The organism is Luteitalea sp. TBR-22 (assembly GCF_016865485.1).
In the GTDB taxonomy this organism is placed as follows: Bacteria; Acidobacteriota; Vicinamibacteria; order Vicinamibacterales; family Vicinamibacteraceae; genus Luteitalea.
In genome coordinates this window covers 475,629-493,523 of the sequence record NZ_AP024452.1, presented here as the reverse complement: position 1 = coordinate 493,523, position 17,895 = coordinate 475,629, and the positions used below count along the sequence as shown (strand labels likewise).

14 protein-coding genes are annotated in these 17,895 nt (G+C 71.0%); 8 read left to right on the top strand and 6 right to left on the bottom strand.

What is annotated here, in order from left to right:
* The first annotated feature begins 12 nt into the window (after positions 1-12).
* Both TBR22_RS02075 and TBR22_RS02070 read left to right on the top strand, forming a co-directional pair.
* Positions 13-1,179 (top strand): efflux RND transporter periplasmic adaptor subunit, encoded by a 1,167-nt coding sequence (locus TBR22_RS02075; protein WP_239491294.1) that lies wholly within the window; start codon positions 13-15, stop codon positions 1,177-1,179.
* A 19-nt stretch (positions 1,180-1,198) separates the two neighbouring features.
* Positions 1,199-4,291: an efflux RND transporter permease subunit gene (locus TBR22_RS02070; protein WP_239491293.1), complete on the top strand. Its 3,093-nt coding sequence runs from the start codon at positions 1,199-1,201 to the stop codon at positions 4,289-4,291.
* On the opposite strand, the gene TBR22_RS02065 is transcribed toward TBR22_RS02070, so the two are convergent.
* Positions 4,239-6,278 carry an LTA synthase family protein gene (locus tag TBR22_RS02065; RefSeq protein WP_239491292.1) on the bottom strand — a complete coding sequence of 680 codons (2,040 nt, stop codon included), beginning with the start codon at positions 6,276-6,278 and terminating at the stop codon, positions 4,239-4,241. The genes TBR22_RS02070 and TBR22_RS02065 overlap by 53 nt on opposite strands.
* Before the next feature lie 121 nt (positions 6,279-6,399).
* On the opposite strand from TBR22_RS02065, the gene TBR22_RS02060 reads away from it, so the two are divergent.
* The 4 genes from TBR22_RS02060 to TBR22_RS02045 all read left to right on the top strand — a co-directional run bounded on the left by TBR22_RS02060 (position 6,400) and on the right by TBR22_RS02045 (position 9,725).
* Positions 6,400-7,203, top strand: a complete 804-nt coding sequence (locus TBR22_RS02060; RefSeq protein ID WP_239491291.1) for a phosphatase PAP2 family protein — start codon at positions 6,400-6,402, stop codon at positions 7,201-7,203.
* Between the two features lie 4 nt (positions 7,204-7,207).
* Positions 7,208-7,888: a response regulator transcription factor gene (locus tag TBR22_RS02055; protein ID WP_239491290.1), complete on the top strand. Its 681-nt coding sequence runs from the start codon at positions 7,208-7,210 to the stop codon at positions 7,886-7,888.
* Positions 7,885-9,276, top strand: coding sequence for an ATP-binding protein (locus TBR22_RS02050; RefSeq protein WP_239491289.1), 1,392 nt, complete (start codon positions 7,885-7,887; stop codon positions 9,274-9,276). The genes TBR22_RS02055 and TBR22_RS02050 overlap by 4 nt, the downstream gene beginning before the upstream one ends.
* 104 nt (positions 9,277-9,380) lie before the next feature.
* Positions 9,381-9,725, top strand: a complete 345-nt coding sequence (locus TBR22_RS02045; protein WP_239491288.1) for a hypothetical protein — start codon at positions 9,381-9,383, stop codon at positions 9,723-9,725.
* An 18-nt stretch (positions 9,726-9,743) separates the two neighbouring features.
* Here TBR22_RS02045 and TBR22_RS02040 read toward each other — a convergent pair whose 3' ends face one another.
* Both TBR22_RS02040 and TBR22_RS02035 read right to left on the bottom strand, forming a co-directional pair.
* Positions 9,744-11,147, bottom strand: a complete 1,404-nt coding sequence (locus TBR22_RS02040) for a cell wall metabolism sensor histidine kinase WalK (RefSeq protein ID WP_239491287.1) — start codon at positions 11,145-11,147, stop codon at positions 9,744-9,746.
* The gene (locus tag TBR22_RS02035) at positions 11,128-11,802 is read right to left on the bottom strand and encodes a response regulator transcription factor (RefSeq protein ID WP_239491286.1); all 675 of its coding nucleotides are present in this window, start codon (positions 11,800-11,802) and stop codon (positions 11,128-11,130) included. The genes TBR22_RS02040 and TBR22_RS02035 overlap by 20 nt, the downstream gene beginning before the upstream one ends.
* Before the next feature lie 285 nt (positions 11,803-12,087).
* Here TBR22_RS02035 and TBR22_RS02030 point away from each other — a divergent pair, with 285 nt between their 5' ends.
* On the top strand, positions 12,088-13,548 hold the full coding sequence (locus TBR22_RS02030; protein ID WP_239491285.1) for a hypothetical protein: 1,461 nt from the start codon (positions 12,088-12,090) through the stop codon (positions 13,546-13,548).
* Between the two features lie 12 nt (positions 13,549-13,560).
* Here the strand turns inward: TBR22_RS02030 and TBR22_RS02025 are convergent, their stop codons facing one another.
* The 3 genes from TBR22_RS02025 to TBR22_RS02015 all read right to left on the bottom strand — a co-directional run bounded on the left by TBR22_RS02025 (position 13,561) and on the right by TBR22_RS02015 (position 17,446).
* Positions 13,561-15,231 carry a SulP family inorganic anion transporter gene (locus TBR22_RS02025; protein WP_239491284.1) on the bottom strand — a complete coding sequence of 557 codons (1,671 nt, stop codon included), beginning with the start codon at positions 15,229-15,231 and terminating at the stop codon, positions 13,561-13,563.
* Positions 15,232-15,305: 74 nt separating this feature from the next.
* Entirely contained in the window at positions 15,306-15,800 is a 495-nt protein-coding gene (locus tag TBR22_RS02020) for an ATP-binding protein (RefSeq protein ID WP_239491283.1), read from the bottom strand.
* Positions 15,797-17,446, bottom strand: coding sequence for an amidohydrolase family protein (locus tag TBR22_RS02015; protein WP_239491282.1), 1,650 nt, complete (start codon positions 17,444-17,446; stop codon positions 15,797-15,799). The genes TBR22_RS02020 and TBR22_RS02015 overlap by 4 nt, the downstream gene beginning before the upstream one ends.
* A gap of 154 nt (positions 17,447-17,600) precedes the next feature.
* On the opposite strand from TBR22_RS02015, the gene TBR22_RS02010 reads away from it, so the two are divergent.
* Positions 17,601-17,831 carry a hypothetical protein gene (locus TBR22_RS02010; protein WP_239491281.1) on the top strand — a complete coding sequence of 77 codons (231 nt, stop codon included), beginning with the start codon at positions 17,601-17,603 and terminating at the stop codon, positions 17,829-17,831.
* Positions 17,832-17,895: the final 64 nt, after the last annotated feature.

Sequence of the window (17,895 nt, the reverse complement as noted above, 5' to 3'; positions counted from 1 at the left end):
CAGCGAAGGTGGGTGCCAGCCCTGGTTGGCCTGGTGGTGTCGGCAGCAGGCTGTGGCGGTCCCGACCCGGCGCCCTCGGCCAGGTCCGTACCGCCCGCCAAGGTCGCCAGCGGCGTCTCGGAGGCCTCGTTGACGACGGTCACGCTCACGCCGGAGGCGGCGTCGAGACTCGGCATCGAGACCGCGCGGGTCGAGGAGCGCGACATCACGCGCAGTCGCACACTCGGGGGCGACGTGATGCCCGCAGGCGGCGCCCAGACGACGATGACGGCGCCGATGGCGGGGACGCTGGAGGTGGTGGGGCCCCCCGCGGCGGTCGGCACGCTCGTCCGCCGGGGGACCACCGTCATGCGGATCGTGCCGCTGGCGCCCGCTGAGCGCGACGTGCGCGTCGAAGCGGAGCGCGCCGTCAGCGAGGCCGCGGGCCGCCAGACGATGGCTGCCCAGCGCAGTCAGCGCGCCACGCAATTGGCCGCGGATGGGTCGGGTAGCCGTCGTGCAGCCGAAGAGGCGCAGGCCGATCTCGTGGTGGCGAATGCGGCGCTGAAGGCGTCCCAGGATCGGCTCGCCCTCGCGGCTCGTGGTGTCAGTGCCACCGGAGGCCTGGCACTGGTCGCCCCGCACGACGGCGTGTTGCGGGCCGTGTACGCGCAGCCAGGCCAGGCCGTCGCGGCCACGGCACCGCTCTTCGACCTCGTGCGACTCGACACGGTGTGGGTTCGTGTTCCGCTCTACGCCGGCGACGTGGACACCGTGGATCGTCGCGCCGCCGCACTGATCGTGCCGCTCGGCGCTGACGCGTCCGCGCCCGGCGTCGCGGCACGGCCGGTGGCCGCCCCTCCTTCTGCCGATGCCACATCTGCCGCGATAGACATCTACTACACCGCCCCCAACCCCGATGGCGCGTTCCGTCCCGGCCAGCGGGTGGGTGTCCGCGTGCCACTCGGCCGCGCCGGCCGCGGCCGCGTCGTACCTCGGGCCGCCGTGCTGCACGATGCGCAGGGCGGGAGCTGGGTCTACGAGGCACGCGATGCGCACATGTACGTGCGACGCCGCGTCTCGGTCATCGACATGGTGGGCGCGTTCGCCGTCATCGACCAGGGGCCTGCGGTCGGGACGCGCGTGGTGACCGCGGGGGCTGCCGAGCTCTTCGGCACCGAGTTCGGGGTCGGCAAGTGAGCCTGGGCGCACGGTCGTGATGCGTGCCCTCGTGACCGCGGCGCTGCGGCTCCGGCTTCCGGTGCTCGCGCTGTCGGTCGTGCTGATCCTCGTCGGCCTCCGCACCACGCGGGACGCCCCCTTCGACGTGTTCCCGGAGTTCGCGCCGCCCCTGGTCGAGATCCAGACGGAGGCCCCCGGACTGTCGAGTGCAGACGTGGAGGCCCTCATCAGCGTCCCCCTCGAGGCGGCAATGAGCGGCGTGCCAGGGCTCCAGACGCTGCGGTCCAAGTCCGTCCTCGGCCTGTCGTCGGTCGTGCTCATCTTCGGCAATGGCGCCGACCGCCTGTCGGCGCGTCAACTCGTGCAGGAGCGCCTGACCCGCGTCATCCCGGCGCTGCCCGCGGCCGCCAGGCCCCCGGTGATCATGTCGCCGCTGTCGTCGCTGAGCCGTGTGATGAAGATCGGGGTCTCCTCGAAGACGCTGTCGCAGGTGGAGCTGACGACACTCGCGCGATGGACGATCCGGCCCAGGCTGATGGCCATCCCGGGGGTGGCCAACGTGGCGATCTGGGGCCAGCGCGACCGGCAGCTCCAGGTGCTGGTCGACCCCGATCGGCTCCGCGCCAGCGGGACCTCACTACAGGAAGTGATGACCGCCACGCGCGATGCGATGTCCGTGTCGGCGGGCGGTTTCCTCGAGACACCGAACCAGCGGCTCGCGGTCGCGCACGAGTCCCCGGTGCGCGACGCGGCCGACCTTGCCCGCATGGCGCTGTCGCCGCGCGCCTCGACGACGGGATCGCCCGGCACGTCGTTGCCGGTCCCAGCGGTTCGGCGGCTCGGTGACGTCGCCGACGTGGTCGAAGGCTTCCCACCGCCCATCGGGGATGGCGTCATCAACGACGGACCCGGCCTGCTGCTGATCGTGGAGAAGCAGCCGGATGGCAACACCTTGCAGGTCACCAGGGACGTGGATGCGGCCCTCGCGGCGCTGGCACCGGGACTGGCGGGCGTCGATGTGGATGCCAGCATCTTCCGGCCCGCCACGTTCATCGAGATGTCGATCGCCAATCTCAATCGCGCCCTGATGATCGGCTGCGTGCTGGTGGTCATCGTGCTCGTGGCGTTCCTCTGGGACTGGCGCACGGCCGTCATCAGCCTGACGGCCATTCCGCTGTCGCTGCTGGCCGCGGCGCTCGTCCTCCGCTACTGGGGCGGCACGCTCGACACGATGGTCATCGCCGGGCTGATCATCGCGCTCGGCGAGGTCGTGGACGACGCGATCATCGACGTCGAGAACATCGTCAGGCGCCTGCGCCTGAACCGCGCGCTGCCTGCCCCGCGCCCCGCCTTCGACGTCGTGCTCGATGCGTCGCTGGAAGTGCGCAGTGCCGTGGTGTACGGCAGCGTGATCGTCGTCATGGTCTTCCTGCCCGTGTTCCTGCTGGAGGGCCTGGCGGGGGCGTTCTTCCGCCCGCTGGCGCTGTCCTACGTCCTGGCGATCGCTGCATCGCTCCTGGTCGCGCTCGTGGTCACGCCGGCGCTGTCACTCCTGCTGCTGCCCGGTGACCGGCGTGAGCACGAGGCCCCCCTGGCGTCCTGGCTCAGGGTTCGCTATCGCCGGCTGCTGCCGCGCCTGGTCGCGGCCCCGCGGGCCGCGCTGGCCATCATCGTCGCCTCGCTCCTGGCGACCGCGGCCGCCTGGCCGCTGCTCGGCGAGGAGTTCCTGCCCCATTTCAAGGAATACGACTTCCTGATGCACTGGGTGGAGAAGCCCGGGACGTCGCTCGAGGCCATGACGCGCATCACGCTGCGCGCCAGCCGCGAACTGCGAGCCGTCCCCGGCGTCCGCAACTTCGGCGCACACATCGGTCGAGCGGAAGTGGCCGACGAGGTCGTCGGCATCAACTTCACCGAGCTCTGGATCAGCCTCGACCCGTCGGTCGACTACGAGAAGACCGTGGCCCGCATTCAGGCGGTGGTGGATGGCTACCCGGGGCTGCAACGCGACCTGCTCACCTACCTGCGCGAGCGCATCAAGGAAGTGCTGACCGGCGCCAGCGCCACCATCGTCGTGCGGATCTACGGTCCGGACCTGGAGGAACTGCAGCGCAAGGCCGCGGAGGTGGGCAAGGCCATCGGCGCCGTCGGGGGCGCCGCCGACGTGAAGGTGCAGGCGCTGACGCTCGTGCCCCAGGTCCAGATTGTGTACCAGCCTGAACGGGCGCAACTGGTGGGCCTCAGCTCGGCGTCCGTCCGCGACACGGTGGCGACACTGCTGCGAGGCACGAAGGTCGGCGAGGTGTACGACGCGCAGAAGATCTTCGACGTGGTGGTCTGGGGCACGCCCGCCATGCGCCAGGACATCTTCGCGCTGCGGCGGTTGCCGCTCGAACTGCCCAACGGGGGCTACGCCCCACTGGCGTCGGTTGCCGACGTCATGCTGGCGCCGACACCCAACGAGATCACGCGCGAAGGCGGGTCGCGGCGAATCGACGTCACGGCCAACGTGCGCGGGCGTGACCTCGGCTCGGTGGCGCGCGACATCGAAGCCGTGCTGGCGAGGATTCCCTTCGACGCGGGGTACCACCCGGAGGTGCTCGGCGAGTACAAGGCGCGTGCCGAATCGCAGCGGCGATTGCTCACGCTCGGTGCGCTCTCGCTGCTCGGCATCCTGCTCGTGCTCCACGTGGACTTCGGATCGGCGCGCATGGTGGGACTGGTCGCGCTCACCATCCCGTTCGCGCTCATCGGCGGCGTCGCAAGCGTGTTCCTGACCGGTGGCGTGCTGTCGCTCGGGTCACTCGTGGGCTTCGTGACCGTGCTGGGCATCGCGGCGCGCAACGGCATCATGCTGGTGAGCCACTACCGGCATCTCGAGACCGAGGAGGGGATGCCATTCGGTGCGGACCTGGCGGTCCGGGGCGCCGAGGAGCGGCTCGCGCCCATCCTGATGACCGCGCTCGTGACCGCCCTCGCGCTCGTGCCGATCGTCGCCGGCGGCGATCGGTCGGGCCACGAGATCGAGCATCCGATGGCGGTGGTCATCCTGGGTGGCCTCGTGACGTCGACGGCCCTCAACCTGTTCCTGCTGCCCGCGATCTACCTGAAGTACGCGCGACGTTCGTAGGCGGCGGTCCAGGCGCCGGGGCCGGTGCGGATGACGATGGCAACCGGTACGCGCGCGCCTGATACTGCACGTAGGCCGTCTGGAACGCCGCCTTCGCGTCGTCGGCGATACCGGCGAGCTCGGGGGTCGGCTTCGTCACGCGGACGAAGCCGTCGCTGTGGCGGTCAGGGCGCGTGTAGAGCGCCAGGCTCCGATGCAGGCCGAGCACTGCCAGGTTCGTGTCGGTGAGCAGGCCGATGCTGCGGTTGTGGTTCACGAACGCGCGACCGCCGTCGTCGGGCAGGCCGAGGACATCGAGCCCGAAGAACGGCGCATCGTAGGCGATGCCTGCCAGCGACAGGAGCGTGGGCGCGAGGTCCACCTGCGAGGCGAGCCGATCGATCACGACGCCGCGGTCGCCAGCGTCGGGCGTCAGGAACACGGCAGGAATGCGGTAACTGGTCACCGGGATCTCCTCGGCGCCGTAGACACGCGCCCCATGGTCGCCGACGATCAGCACGACCGTGCCGTCGAGCAGGCCGGCGGCCCTGGCCTGTGACAGGTAGCGACCGAGCGCCCAGTCCGCGTAGAGCACGGCGCCACGCCGCTTCGATGCGCCGGTCGCCGGCCAGGAGACGCGGCCCGCCGGGACGTCGAACGGCTTGTGGTTCGAGACGGTGAGCGCGGTGCCGAACCAGCGCCGGCCAGCGGCGCGTGCCGCCTTGTGGCGCGCGATCAGGGCGTCGAACACGACCTCGTCGGCGACGCCCCAGACCGTGCGGAAGGCATCGGCAGGGTAGTCGGGTTGCTCGACGAACTCCCGATAGCCATTCCCGGTCATGAACGACTTCACGTTGTCGAAAAGCCCGTAGCCTCCATAGAAGAACGTCGTGTCATAGCCGCGCGCCGCCAGGATGCGGGCCATCGACGCGACGTTCTCCGACCGGTCGCGCTTGACGATCGCGTCGCCCGGCAGCGGCAGGAACGAGCAGAGCACGCCCTCGAGTCCGCGCACGGTGCGGTTGCCGTTGGCGATCACGCCTGTCAGCGCGATCCCCTCACGGCTCCAGCGATCGAGTTCTGGGGTGACGGACTCGTCATTGTCCTGCCCGAAGCGCGCCGAGAACGACGACCCCAGGCTCTCCTCGAGGATCACGACGACGTCGAGCGGACCCGAGGCTCGATGACGCCGCGGCTCGAAGTGGCGCACGAGTCCGCGCGACGGGTCCGATTGCGCCACCAGGCGCCTCACCCTCGCAGACGCGTCGCCGGCCGGCAACAGGGCGTAGTAGGCCTCGTAGTCGAGGTGGGAGGTGATGGCGGCGCGCACCAGTTGCGCCCAGCCGTTCAGCGCCAGTTCGTTGGCCAGGCGCCCCGACGCGAACGCGTCCGGCACGATCGTCCAGGCGCCGGCGATCATCGCGGCGAGCCCGGCGGTGAGGACGCCCCCCGCGAGGCGATCGCGCCACCGCCAGTCGTCGAGGACCGCACGCGGCCAGGCGGCGGTCGCAACGGCCAGCGCCGCGCCGACCACCAGCGCGAGTCCCGCGAACGAGGGCACGTCGTAGCTCGCGAAGATGTTCCCGAACACCTCGTCGGGGTACATCAGGTAGTCGAGCGCCAGGTGGTTGTAGCGCGCGCTGTACTCCTCGAAGAAGAAGTACTGCACGCAGGATTCGAAGGCGAGCACGGCGCCGACACCGGCCACCAGCAGGTGCTGCACGCGCCCCGAACCGAGCCACCGCAGGCGGAACAGCGAGAGCACCAGCAGCCACGGCAGGGCCGCGGTGATCGCCACGAGCAGGTCTCCGGCCGTGCCCGCGGCAAGGATCCCGATCAGCCGGAGGCCTGCCACGGAGGTGTCGCCGAAGGTCGTCACGAGCGCCAGGCGCAGGGCACAGGACAACGCCAGCTGGATGGCCAGCACACGCCCGACGAGGCGTGCGCGCTGCCGGTACCGCGTGAGGAATGCCTGGCGGGGAGGGGACGTGACGGCCGTCAGCGACACGTCCGCAGCATAGGGAAGCGCAGATGAACCGCCGATGACGAGGCGGGCGGCTGTCATAGAGCGTTCATGGGTCGGCAGGCAGCCTTGACAGACTGCGGTGCCGTTCTTCCCGAGCTTCCACATGACCAGACTCGTCGTCGGACTCCTCGCGTCCCTACTGCTCGGCTCGCCAGCCATGGCGCAGGCGCCGCAAACGGCCCTCACGCCCGGTGCCTTCCAGCCGGCCGTCGCCAGCGCCGACGCGGCCCATGCCTCAGCCGCGCCGATGCCCTCGTTCGCGTCACTGTTCCGCGACCTACGCCAGGACGTGAAGCACCTGCCATCGGTCGAGACGGCGATCATCCTCGGCGTCGGTGGTGCGGCCAGCCTCGCGGCCCACCCCGAAGACACCGACCTGACGCGGCGGGCCTCCAGTGTCCCCGCCGTCGATACGGCCTTCGACGGCGGCGCGGCGCTGGGCAGCGGAATGGTGCAGGGAGGCGCGGCCCTGGCCACCTACATGATCGGCAGGGCGGCGCACGATCAGCGCCTGGCCATGGTCGGCGCCGACCTGGTCCGGGCACAACTCCTGACGGCCGCGATGACGCAGGGACTCAAGCTCGCGGTCGGCCGGACGCGCCCCGATGGCAGCAGTTACTCGTTTCCCTCGGGCCACTCGTCGGCGACCTTCGCCACGGCCACGGTCCTGCAACGCCATTACGGATGGAAGGCCGGTGTGCCGTCCTACGGGTTGGCGGCCTATGTCGCGGCGTCACGCCTGTCCGAGAACCGGCATTACCTCAGTGACGTGCTGTTCGGGGCGGCGCTCGGCGTCGTGTCGGGTCGTGCCGTCACGGTCGGGCACGGCGCGTCAACGTTCGCGCTGACGCCCATCGCCGTCCCGAAAGGCGCCGGTCTCGGGCTGACGCTGGTAGGCGCACAATAATGCGATGCGAGTGTTGCTGGTCGAGGACGAGCCGGCCGCGGCGCAGATGCTGGCCAAGGGACTCCGCGAGCATGCCTACGCCGTGGACGTGTCGGCCGATGGCGACGACGCCGCGTTCCGCCTCGCGACCACCGACTACGACGCCGTGATCCTCGACGTGATGCTGCCGCACCGATCGGGCCTGACGGTGGCCCGGGAGGCGCGCAGCGCCGGCCTCGCCGTGCCCATCCTGATGCTGACGGCGCGCGACGCCATCGAGTCGCGCATCGCCGGCCTCGACAGCGGGGCCGACGACTACCTCACCAAGCCGTTCGACTTCGGCGAGTTGCTGGCACGACTGCGCGCCCTGATCCGGCGAGGCGTGCGCGCGCCCCTTCCTGAGCTCCTGCGCGTGGGGCCGCTCGAGCTGAACACGCGCGCACGGCAGGTGACCCGCGAGGGGCAACTCCTCCCCCTCACCACCCGTGAATATGCGCTGCTCGAGTTCCTGGCCAGGCGGGTCGGGCAGGTGGTGGGTCGCGCCGAGATCGCCGAGCACGTCTGGGACGAGGGCTACGACCCGATGTCCAACGTCATCGACGTGTACATCCAGCGACTGCGCCGGAAGATCGACGCGCCGGCGCACGAGTCGCTGATCCGTACGCGGCGGGGCGAGGGCTACGCCCTGTCGGCCGATCGGTCATGAGCCTGCGCACGCGCCTGGGCGTCTGGGCGGGCCTGATCACCTTCGTGGCACTGGTCGCGGCCGGTGGTGCCGTGCTGTGGCTCCAGGGGCGACTCGGCCTGGGGCGCGTCGATGCCGAACTCACGGCCGCAGCGGGCACCGTCGCCGGCGTGCTGCAGAGCGAGTTGGCCGAGGGCCTGCCCGCCCCGCTGGCCGTCCGCGAGATGATGCGCGAGCTCGACCTGGCTCGGGAGGGCTTCGCGATCATCGCTGCCGATGACACGGTGCTCGGTGCCAAGCCTGCCGCGTCGCCACGGCTCTCCGACCAGGTCCTCCGCGCGCGGCGGGCCTCGCCGGCCACGATGGACGCGGGCCCGGGCCTGGGCAGTGTCCGTCTCCTGACGGTGCCGCCGCGGCTCGTCGGCGTCCCCGTGCGCATCGTCGTGTGGACGTCGCTGGCCGCCCTCGACGCCGAGCGGCGCCGGCTCGAACTGGCGATGCTGCTCGGCATTCCGCTGGCGGTGGTGTTCTCGGTGATCGGCGGCGTCGCGATCGCGGGCCGCACGCTGGGACCGCTCTCCGATCTCGCCATGCAGGCCGGCCGCATCGACGGCACCAATCTCTCGGCCCGCCTGCGCCTGCACGATCGCGAGGACGAACTGTCGGCCGTGGCCGCCTCCTTCAACGGCGTCCTCGACCGCCTGGCCAGCGCCGTGCAGCAGCAGCGCACGTTCATGGCCGAGGCGTCACACCAGTTGAGGACGCCGGTCTCGGTCATTCGAACGACGGCCCAGGTCACCCTGGACCAGCCGACACGGGCGGAGGCGGAGTATCGGGAGGGACTCGACGTGATCGCGCGCCAGGCCGATCGCCTGACACGCATGGTCGACGACATGTTCGTGCTCGCCCTCGCCGATGCCGCGGCACGGCCGCTCCAGGTGACCCACTTGTACCTCGACGAACTCGTGGGCGAGGTGGTGGACGACTGTGCCGTGCTGGCACGATCGCGCGGCGTGTCGCTCGTCTCGGAGTCCGACGGGGAGGCGCCGTGCAGCGGCGACGAGCACCTGCTCCGCCAGATGCTCACCAACCTCGTCGAGAACGCCCTGCGGCACACGCCGGCCGGCGGGCACGTCACCGTCGCCCTGCATCGTGACGGTCGGCTGTATCACGTGCGCGTGACCGACACCGGCCAAGGCGTTCCCGACGCCGACGCGCACCGGATCTTCGACCGGTTCGTCAGGCTAGCCCCGGCAGGCTCCGAGGGCGGTGGTGGTCTGGGCCTGCCGATTGCGCGCTGGATCGCCGACGCGCATGGCGGCTCGCTGGCCCTGGTCGGCACGGGCCCGCACGGCACGCAGTTCGTCGCGACGCTGCCGTGCACGCCGCCACTCCCTCCGGCCGACTGACGCAGTGGTCACCGGCACCGGAGCGTCGTGCGAAGCGCCTGTCCCTGTCACCGATGTCATGGTGCAGACGCCCGCAGGACAGGCGAACGCTCGTATGAAGGTCCATGCGCACCGTCCTGCTCAGGACCCTCGCCCTTCTCGGATCGCTCGTCGTCGCGGCGAGCGCCCTGGCCGCAGGCTCGACGCCCGGGCGCGCAGCCTGGGTCTCCGGCATGCTGGTGCGCGTCGATGCCGCAGGTCGACTGGTGGAGGTGCGGCAGGGGAACCGGGAGCTGCCCTTCACGTTGACGAGAGGCGCGCGCATCCTGCGCGGTGACCGCCCACTCAGCGTCGCGGACCTGCAGGCCGACGTCGGCGAGCACGTCCGCATCCGGTACACGGCCACGACAGGGACGCGCCTCGCCGATCGCGTCGAGGTGTTGGACCCGCACGCCGCGCCTCGCCCCTGAGGACCGGCACGACTCGCCTTACGCGCGTGACTCGAGCGGCAGGACGACTTCGGCGCGCGTGCCCTCCCCCACGGCCGACCGGAGCGACACCTGCCCGCCGTGGGCCTCGACGATGGCCTTGACGAGGGAGAGGCCGAGTCCGAGCCCGCGCGTCGAGCGGCTGCGCTCGCCGCGATAGAGCCGATCGAAGACGTGTGGCAGGTCCTCGGGCGGGATGCCGTCGCCGGTGTCGCGCACCGACACCACGACGTGGTCGCCCGCGCCCTGTGCCTGCACCTCCACCTGCCCCCCAGGCGGCGTGTACTTGACGGCGTTCTCGATCAGGTTGACCAACGCCTGCCGCAGGCGTGTCATGTCGCCCATCACCACCAGCGCTTCGTCGGCCTCGGCCGACAGCCGGAGCCCCTTGTCCTCCGCCTCGTCGCTGAACAGCGCGACGGCGTCGTCGATCAACCGACGCACCGGCACCGGCGCATGCGCGAGCCGCATGCTGCCGGTCTCGGCCTCGCTGATGTCCATCAGCGCGGTGAGGGTGGCCGACAGGCGGTCGGCTTCCTCCACGGCCGTCGCCAGCGCGTCGAGGGCCGCCCCGTCGTCGCCCTTGACGAGGGCCCGCTCGGCGATCGTCCGGAAGCGCGTGAGCGGCGTGCGGAGGTCGTGCGCGACGTTGTCGAGCGTGCCGCGCATGCCGCCGACCAAAGCGTCCATGCGCGCCAGCATCTGGTTGATGAGCACGCCGACGCGGTCGAGGGCATCGCGGCTGCCGGTCGTGGTGACGCGTGCATCGAGGCGTCCCGTCTCGAGGATTTCGCGGACCGTCGCCTCGAGCGCGCGGAGCGGCGCCAGACCCGTCGCGGTGATGAGCACGCCGCCCGCCAGGGCGATGAGCACGACGCCGAGTGCCAGTTCGAGCAGGCGCGAACGGAAGCGCGCCAGCAGCGCGTCGCGGCCGGCGGAGCTGCGGCCGATCTGCACGGCCACGCCATCGGGGAGCAGCAGCGTACCGACCTCGAGCACGCTGGGACCGGGGGCGCCAGCCACGACGCTCCACGGCCGTCGCCGGGCCAACGCGTCGTCGAAGCCGTCAAGGGGCAGGGTCGCGAGATCGGGGGAGCGGGCCAGGTACAGCAGGTCGCCACCGGGGGTCATGGCCCGCACCAGGAGGCGTTCGTGCCGGCCGTCGGCGGTGTCGGCTTCCATCAGTACCTGCAGGCCCTCGGGGCCGGCGCGCCGGTACTCGGCAGCGTAGCGCGACAGCAGATCCTCGAGCACGCCGTGGTCCTCGTCGGCGAGCGTGCGCGCGACCAGCACGTACGACAGTCCGAGGAGCGCCGCCGCGCTCACCAGGAAGAGGCCGAAGTACCAGAGGCCGAGCCTGAGCGCGAGTGCGTGCCGGAGGCGATCACTCCACCTTGAGGACATAGCCGATGCCGCGCACGTTGTGGAGCAGGCGAGTGGGAAACGGCTTGTCGATCTTGTCGCGCAGGCGATAGACGAGCACGTCGACGGCGTTGGTGCCCGTGTCGAAGCTGTAGTCCCAGACGTGCGAGACGATCATCGCCTTGGACACGACCTTGCCCGGGTGTCGCATCAGGCACTCGAGGAGCGCGTACTCGCGCGGCCTCAGGTCGATGGGCACGCCGGCGCGTTCGACGCGCCGTGTGAGTCGGTCGACCCGCAGATCGCCGAGGCGCAACTCCGACGCCTCGGCCGGTGCCTGCCCGCGCCGCGTGATCACCTGCAGTCGCGCCAGCAGCTCCGCGAAGGCGAAGGGCTTGGTGAGGTAGTCGTCGCCACCGCCCTGCAGGCCCTTGACGCGATCGTCGACGCTATGGCGGGCGCTCAGGAAGAGGACCGGCGTGCCGACGCCGGCACGACGCAGCGCGCCGACGAGGCTGAGTCCGTCGAGCCGCGGCAGCATGACGTCGACGATGGCCGCGTCGTAGGACTGGGCAGTGGCCAACTCCAGACCATCCACGCCATTGGCGGCGTGATCCACCACGTAGCCTTCCTGCCGGAGTCCGGCGACGAGGAACTCGGCAATGCTCCGATCGTCCTCCACCACGAGCACGCGCACGTCGCCATGCTCTGCCCATGACTGGCGGAGGTCAAGACGTCGGCGTCATCGATGTCGGTGTCGCACCGGCACCGGCCCCTGTCCACGATGTGCCGCATCCGTGCTGGCGTGCTCATGCACTGAGCGCAAGGGACAAGGGACGAGTACGCAAGTCACAAGGGAGGCGAGGGACAAGGGACAGGGCGGGGAGGGACAAGGGGCGCGAGGCCACATCTGGTCCCTTGCCGTACGGCGGCGGGCCCGGCCCCTCGTTCAACAGCGGAGGGACGCTTACACTTGAGCATCATGCGGTGCATCGGGACACCCTTCGTCATGGCCGCGGCAGTGCTCATCGCCGCGGCCGCCCACGCCCAGACCCCAACGCCAGCGCCGCAGGCCCAGCCCGCGCCACCCGAGGGTCAGGTGACGTCGCCACCCGCGCCCCCGACGCAGGCGCCGCACAAGCCAGGACAGGAGATCGCGGGCAAGAAGGCAGATGGGGCCGGCATCGACGTCGGCCCCGCGAAGCTGCGGTTCGGCGGCTACGTGGGCGTCACCGGCATCTACCGGTCGACCAACAGCGGCGGCGCCCCCGGCACCAGCTTCGCGACGATCCCCTACGAGGACACGCTGGCCGGCAACGTGTCGGAGACGCGGCTGACCGCCCAGTCGTCGCGCCTGTCGGTCCGCATCGACGCGCCGTTCCCCGAGGCGCGCTTCCGCAACATCTCGGGCTACTTCGAGATGGACTTCAACGGCGCCACCTCGGGGACCATCGCGGTCACCAGCAACAGCGCCGGGTTCCGCCTGCGCCAGGCCTTTGCCGACATCCAGTACGGCGACACGTTCTCGATGGCTGCCGGACAGGCGTTCACGCTGATGACGCCCGCGAAGGCGGGGCTGAGCGTCTGGCCATCCGATTACGAGATGTCGCAGGCGGTCGACACCAACTACCTGGCCGGGATGGTCTGGGAGCGCGTGCCGCAACTGCGATTCACGTGGCACCCCTCGCCGACCTTCGACTGGGCCGTGTCCATCGAGAACCCCGAGCAGCAGATCGGCAGCGATCTCGTGACGCTGCCCGGGTGCTGTGCCAGCGACATCGAGGCGCAGTACAACACCGGCAGCGAGGCCCTGTCGGTGCCCAACCTGATGCCCGACATCTCGACGCGCGTGGCGCTCAATCCGTCGAAGGCCCTGCACGTCGACGTCGGCGGCGTCTGGCGCGTGTTCCGTCACACGCTGGCGCCCTACGACGAGGTGCAGCGGGCCTCGGGCGGTGGCCTCAGCGTCAACGGGCGCGTCAACCCCACCGCCTCGACGCGCATCATCGCGCAGGCCGCGTACGGCCCGGGCCTCGGGCGCTACGTCGGCGGAATGGCCCCTGACGTCGCGTTCCGCAGCGACGGTTCGATCCGGCCGATTCCGGTGACCTCGTGGGTCGGCGGCATCGAGCAGACGGTGTCACCCCGGATCTCGCTGGCCGGCTACTACTCGGGGATGCAGATCGACGACACCCATTTCGTCGACGCCGATGGCTCACCCATCGGATTCGGGTACCCCGGCTCGTCCAACGACGTCAATCGCCGCGTTCGCGAACTGACCGGCACTCTCTGGTATCTCGCGGTCCGGACGGAGAACCGCGGGTCGGCGCAGGTGGGCGTGCAGACGTCGTGGCTGCAGCGGGAGCCGTGGTTCGTGGGCAGCGGTCCCGCCTCGGCCGACGCGCTGCTCGTGTTCGTGCAGGTGCGCTACAACCTGCCCTGAGCGCGGCCGCCGTCAGGCGACGTGCCGCGCCTCGAACGCGTGAATCGCGGCATCGAGGTTGAAGAACATGCGCTCCCGCCCGAGCCGCTCGCCGAGCGCGCTGCGCCGGACCACCTCGAGCACCTCCGGGTTGAGGCCGGCCAGCCAGAGGCTCGTGCCTTCGCTCCGCAGCCGCTCCTCGGCGTCGATCAACATGCGGAGCGCGGTGTACTCGATGTCGATGATCGCGCGGCAATCGAGCAACAGCACGCGAGGCCGCTGCCGATCGAGCATCGGCCGAATCCGGTCGGCGACGCGTTCGGCGTTGGCGAAGAAGAGCCGGCCTTCCGGCCGGAGGATCAGCAGGCCCGGCCACGTCTCGTCGTCGGGATGCTCCGGGCTCAACGTGCGGAAGGCGCTCGTCCCGCGCTTGCGGCCCAGGACGTGGACCGGTGGGTTGTAGGCCTGCTGGGCCAGCGACACCAGCGACACCACCACCGCCACCAGGATGCCCCTGAGCGTGCCGAGCAGCATGACACCGGCGCACGCGATGGCCGCCCAGTAGAACTCGGTGCGGCGCACCCGCCCTATCGCGGCGAACTCCGCGGGCTTGATCAGCTCCAGCGAATAGAACACGACCACGGCGGCGAGCGCCGCCTGCGGCATGAGCGCGATCACCGGCCCGAGCAGCAGGAGTGTCGCCAACGCCGCTGCGGCGGTGACCAGTCCGGCGACCTGCGTGCGCGCGCCGGCCAACCGGTTGACGGCCGTCTGCGAGGTGCCCCCGCCCGAGGGCATCGCACCGAACAGCCCGCCAGCGACGTTGGCCACGCCGAGCGCGAACAGTTCCTGGTTCGGCTCGGGCCGCCCCTCCCCCGGCGCCCCGAATGCGCGTGCCGCGGCAATGCTCTCGGTGAAGCTCATGAGCGCAATGCCGGCCGCTGCCGGCCACATCGACCAGGCCAGGGCGAACTGCGGCGGGAGCAGCGTCGGCAGCCCGCCGGAGACCGCGCCGACCGTGGCCACCCCCATCTGCTCGAGGCCGAGCAGGCCCGACACGGCAATCGCGATGCCTATGGCCACCAGCGCGGCGGGAGCACGCGGCGCGACGTGCTCGAGCACGACGAGCACGAGCAACAGCCCCAGCGCCAGGAGCAGCGTGGGCAGCGACGTCTCGGGCAGTTGCCCGGCGAGCGCGACGAGGTCGCGGAAGAACCCGGTCTTCGCGAAGTGGACCCCGAGCAGCTTCGGCAGCTGGTCGACGACGATCACCAGGCCGATCCCCGACTTGAAGCCCGTGAGGACCGGGTCGGAGATGAAGTTGGCGACGAACCCGAGGCGGAGCAGGGCGGCCAGGCCGAGCAGCAGGCCCACCAGCACCGAGAGCGTGGCCGCCGCGGCGATCATCGCCGCATCGCCGCCGGGCGCGGCGCGCCCGAGTTCGGCCGCCGTCAGGATCGCGATCGTCGTGGTGGTACTGACGCTGAGCGGGCGGGACGCCCCGAGCAGGGCGTACACGACCATCGGCACGATGGCGGTGTAGAGGCCGACCTGCAGCGGCAGCTGCGCGATCGTCGCGTAGGCCATCGCCTTGGGCACGACCACGGCGGCCGCGGTGAGGCCGGCCATGAGGTCCGGACGGACCCACTCTCGGCGGTACCGGGGCAGCCACGCGAGGCTCGGGACGAGGGTGGTCACGTCCATGGTGAGGCCAGCATACGCCCACCTCGACCGTTCGGCGGCAGGGACCTCGAGTCGTGCCTCCTCGCTGCCCCAGACTACCCGCGTTCGTGTCGCACGACGGTGAACCGTTCGTCCTCGGAAGGCGGCTGGAAGTACGCGGTGATCGCGTCGAACTCCTCGTCGGTCGTCCACGGCGTGCCTGGCGGGAGGTCGCGGCTGCGGTGCCGCAACTGCCGCTTGCACAGGTCGTCCGACGCGACGATCAGGTGCAACTCGTGGGCGACGCCGGCGCGCTCGAACAGCTCGCGGAACCATGCACGCTGCTCGACGGTGTTGCCGGGGAAATCGAGTACCACCGTGCTGCCCCGGGCAAGGAGGTCGCACACGTGCGGCCCGAGCGCCGCACGCAATCGCGCCGAGCACCGCAGGTAGTCGGCAACGCTGCGGATCTCGCCGGGAAAGAGGTGCCCGAGCCACTCGTCCTGCACGAGCAGCACGGCGCCTTCGCGCGCCGCCAGCTCGCGCGCCAGGGTCGACTTGCCGGCGGCCATCTTGCCGCACAGGAAGATCAGTCGGGCCTGGTCGGTCATCTGGCGGGCTCCTGGTCGCTGCCGGCCTTCGCGCGCGACCTGAGCACGGTCCCGGGCCGCGCGTGCGTGTGCTCGCCGCGGTCGAGCACCACGGTGCCGTTGACGACCACGTAGGCGATGCCCTCGGCGTACTGTCGCGGCTGCTCGTAGGTGGCGCGATCGACGATGCGCGCCGCGTCGAAGATCGTCACGTCGGCCCGCATGCCGGGGCGCAGCAGCCCGCGATCGAACTGGCGCACCTTGGCGGCGTTGGCCGAGGTCATCTTGCGCACGGCGTCCTCGAGGGTCAGCACCCGGGCCTCACGGACATAGCGGCCGAGCACGCGTGGGAAGGTGCCGTAGAACCGCGGATGCGGGTGCGTCGGGCCCACCGTCCCGTCGGTGTTCACGGCGCTGCCATCGGACCCGATCGACACGAAGGGCTGCGCCAGCGCGTGGCGCATGTCCTCCTCGCTGTGGTGGAAGTAGACCGTCGGTACCGAACCGTCGTTCTCGACGAGCAGCTCGAACAGCACGTCGAGGGGCGGCTTGCCGAGCGCGGTGATCACCTCGTTCATGCGCATGCCGGCGAACCGCTGGTAGCGCGGGTTGCTGAGCGTGACCAGCAGCATGCCGTCCCAGTCGCCAGTGGCCGTGTAGTGGTTGTACCAGTCGCCGGTCGGGGCCGTGCCGAGGATCTCGGCCTCCAGCCTCGGCCGGAGCGCGGGGTTCTTCAGGCGCGCAATCAGCGCGGCAGTGCCGCCCTCGTGCGCCCAGGGCGGGACGATGCTGGCAAGGTTGTTCTGGCCGGCGCGGTAGGGGTAGACGTTGGCCTCGACGAGCTGTCCGCGGACCCGCGCCCCCGAGATCAGGGCGATCAGCTCCGGCATCCGTCCCCACATCGTGTGCTCGGCGATCTTGAGGTGGATGATGTCGACGGGCAGGCGCGCCCGCCGGCCGATCTCGATGGCCTCCTCCACCGACGCGAACACGCCCTTGCCTTCCGTGCGCATGTGCGTCGAGTAGATGCCGCCGTGTTGCCCGGCCACCTCCGCGAGCGCGACCAGCGTGTCGGTGTCAATCCAGACGCCGGGTGGCCCGCTGAGCGAGCTCGCCAGGCCGAGCGCGCCGTCGGCCATCGCCTCGCCGACCAGGCGCCGCATCGTCTCGAGCTCCCTGGCCTCCGGCGGGCCGGCCCTGGGCCCGCGCACCTCGGTCCACACCTGGCCCGATCCGACGTAGGAGCCGACGTTGACGCTCAGGCCTCGCCGCTGGAGCTCGCCGAAGTAGTCACGGAACCGCGGCCATCGCGCCGATGGCGCTGCCGATCCGCCCTCGCCCAGGATCAGCGACGTGACGCCCTGTCGCACCATGCTCTGCGCGTCGGGATCGTCGAGCAGCGTGGTGTCGGAGTGGTTGTGGACGTCGATGAAGCCGGGCGACACGACCAGCCCGGTGGCGTCGATCACGCGGCCGGCCACGCCGGCGACCCGCCCGAGGGCCGCGATGCGGCCGTCGCGGATGCCGAGGTCGGCGTCGAAGGCCGGATTGCCCGTGCCGTCGACGACCCGGCCGCCGCGGATGACCAGGTCGAACGTCTCGCCCTGCCCGCGCACGGCGGCCACGGCCGCCACCGCGACCATCACCACTGCCAGCACGACTCGCACCACGTTCCTCCCGCGAGGCCCCGCCCACCCGACTGTCAGGATTGTCATGCTCCGGTCAGCGGCGTGACAGGCGCCCCCTCGTATCTTCCTGTCAGAACGCTGAGCGCCGCGCCAGCGTCACCGATGTTCCCGATGCGCGGCAGGAGTCACTTCCATGCGTCGTTCCCTGCTCGCCACCGCGTTCGGCCTCCTGGCCATCGCCGCCACCGCCTCTGCCACCCCGGTCCGCACGCAATACACACTCGTGCACGGGCAAGGGAAGGCGGCGGCTCATGCCACCAGCAACGCCACCGGCAAGACCAAGAAGGAGAAGACCAAGCCGGCCACCGCGAAGGATGGCGCGGCACAAGTCACCAAACCCGCGACCAAGCCGACCACGCACTGACCGGAGTCCACGACCGCCCCCGGGAATGCCGGCGCGTCCCTCCCGCACCGGCATCTCGGGTGTT

What these genes read in the sequence shown, in the direction of transcription:
- TBR22_RS02060 (WP_239491291.1), top strand. Translation starts at nt 6,400, where the DNA reads ATGACCAGACTCGTCGTCGGACTCCTCGCGTCCCTACTGCTCGGCTCG.
- TBR22_RS02055 (WP_239491290.1), top strand. Translation starts at nt 7,208, where the DNA reads ATGCGAGTGTTGCTGGTCGAGGACGAGCCGGCCGCGGCGCAGATGCTG.
- TBR22_RS02030 (WP_239491285.1), top strand. Translation starts at nt 12,088, where the DNA reads ATGCGGTGCATCGGGACACCCTTCGTCATGGCCGCGGCAGTGCTCATC.
- TBR22_RS02020 (WP_239491283.1), bottom strand. Translation starts at nt 15,800, where the DNA reads ATGACCGACCAGGCCCGACTGATCTTCCTGTGCGGCAAGATGGCCGCC.
- TBR22_RS02045 (WP_239491288.1), top strand. Translation starts at nt 9,381, where the DNA reads ATGCGCACCGTCCTGCTCAGGACCCTCGCCCTTCTCGGATCGCTCGTC.
- TBR22_RS02040 (WP_239491287.1), bottom strand. Translation starts at nt 11,147, where the DNA reads ATGTCCTCAAGGTGGAGTGATCGCCTCCGGCACGCACTCGCGCTCAGG.
- TBR22_RS02050 (WP_239491289.1), top strand. Translation starts at nt 7,885, where the DNA reads ATGAGCCTGCGCACGCGCCTGGGCGTCTGGGCGGGCCTGATCACCTTC.
- TBR22_RS02025 (WP_239491284.1), bottom strand. Translation starts at nt 15,231, where the DNA reads ATGGACGTGACCACCCTCGTCCCGAGCCTCGCGTGGCTGCCCCGGTAC.
- TBR22_RS02010 (WP_239491281.1), top strand. Translation starts at nt 17,601, where the DNA reads ATGCGTCGTTCCCTGCTCGCCACCGCGTTCGGCCTCCTGGCCATCGCC.
- TBR22_RS02070 (WP_239491293.1), top strand. Translation starts at nt 1,199, where the DNA reads ATGCGTGCCCTCGTGACCGCGGCGCTGCGGCTCCGGCTTCCGGTGCTC.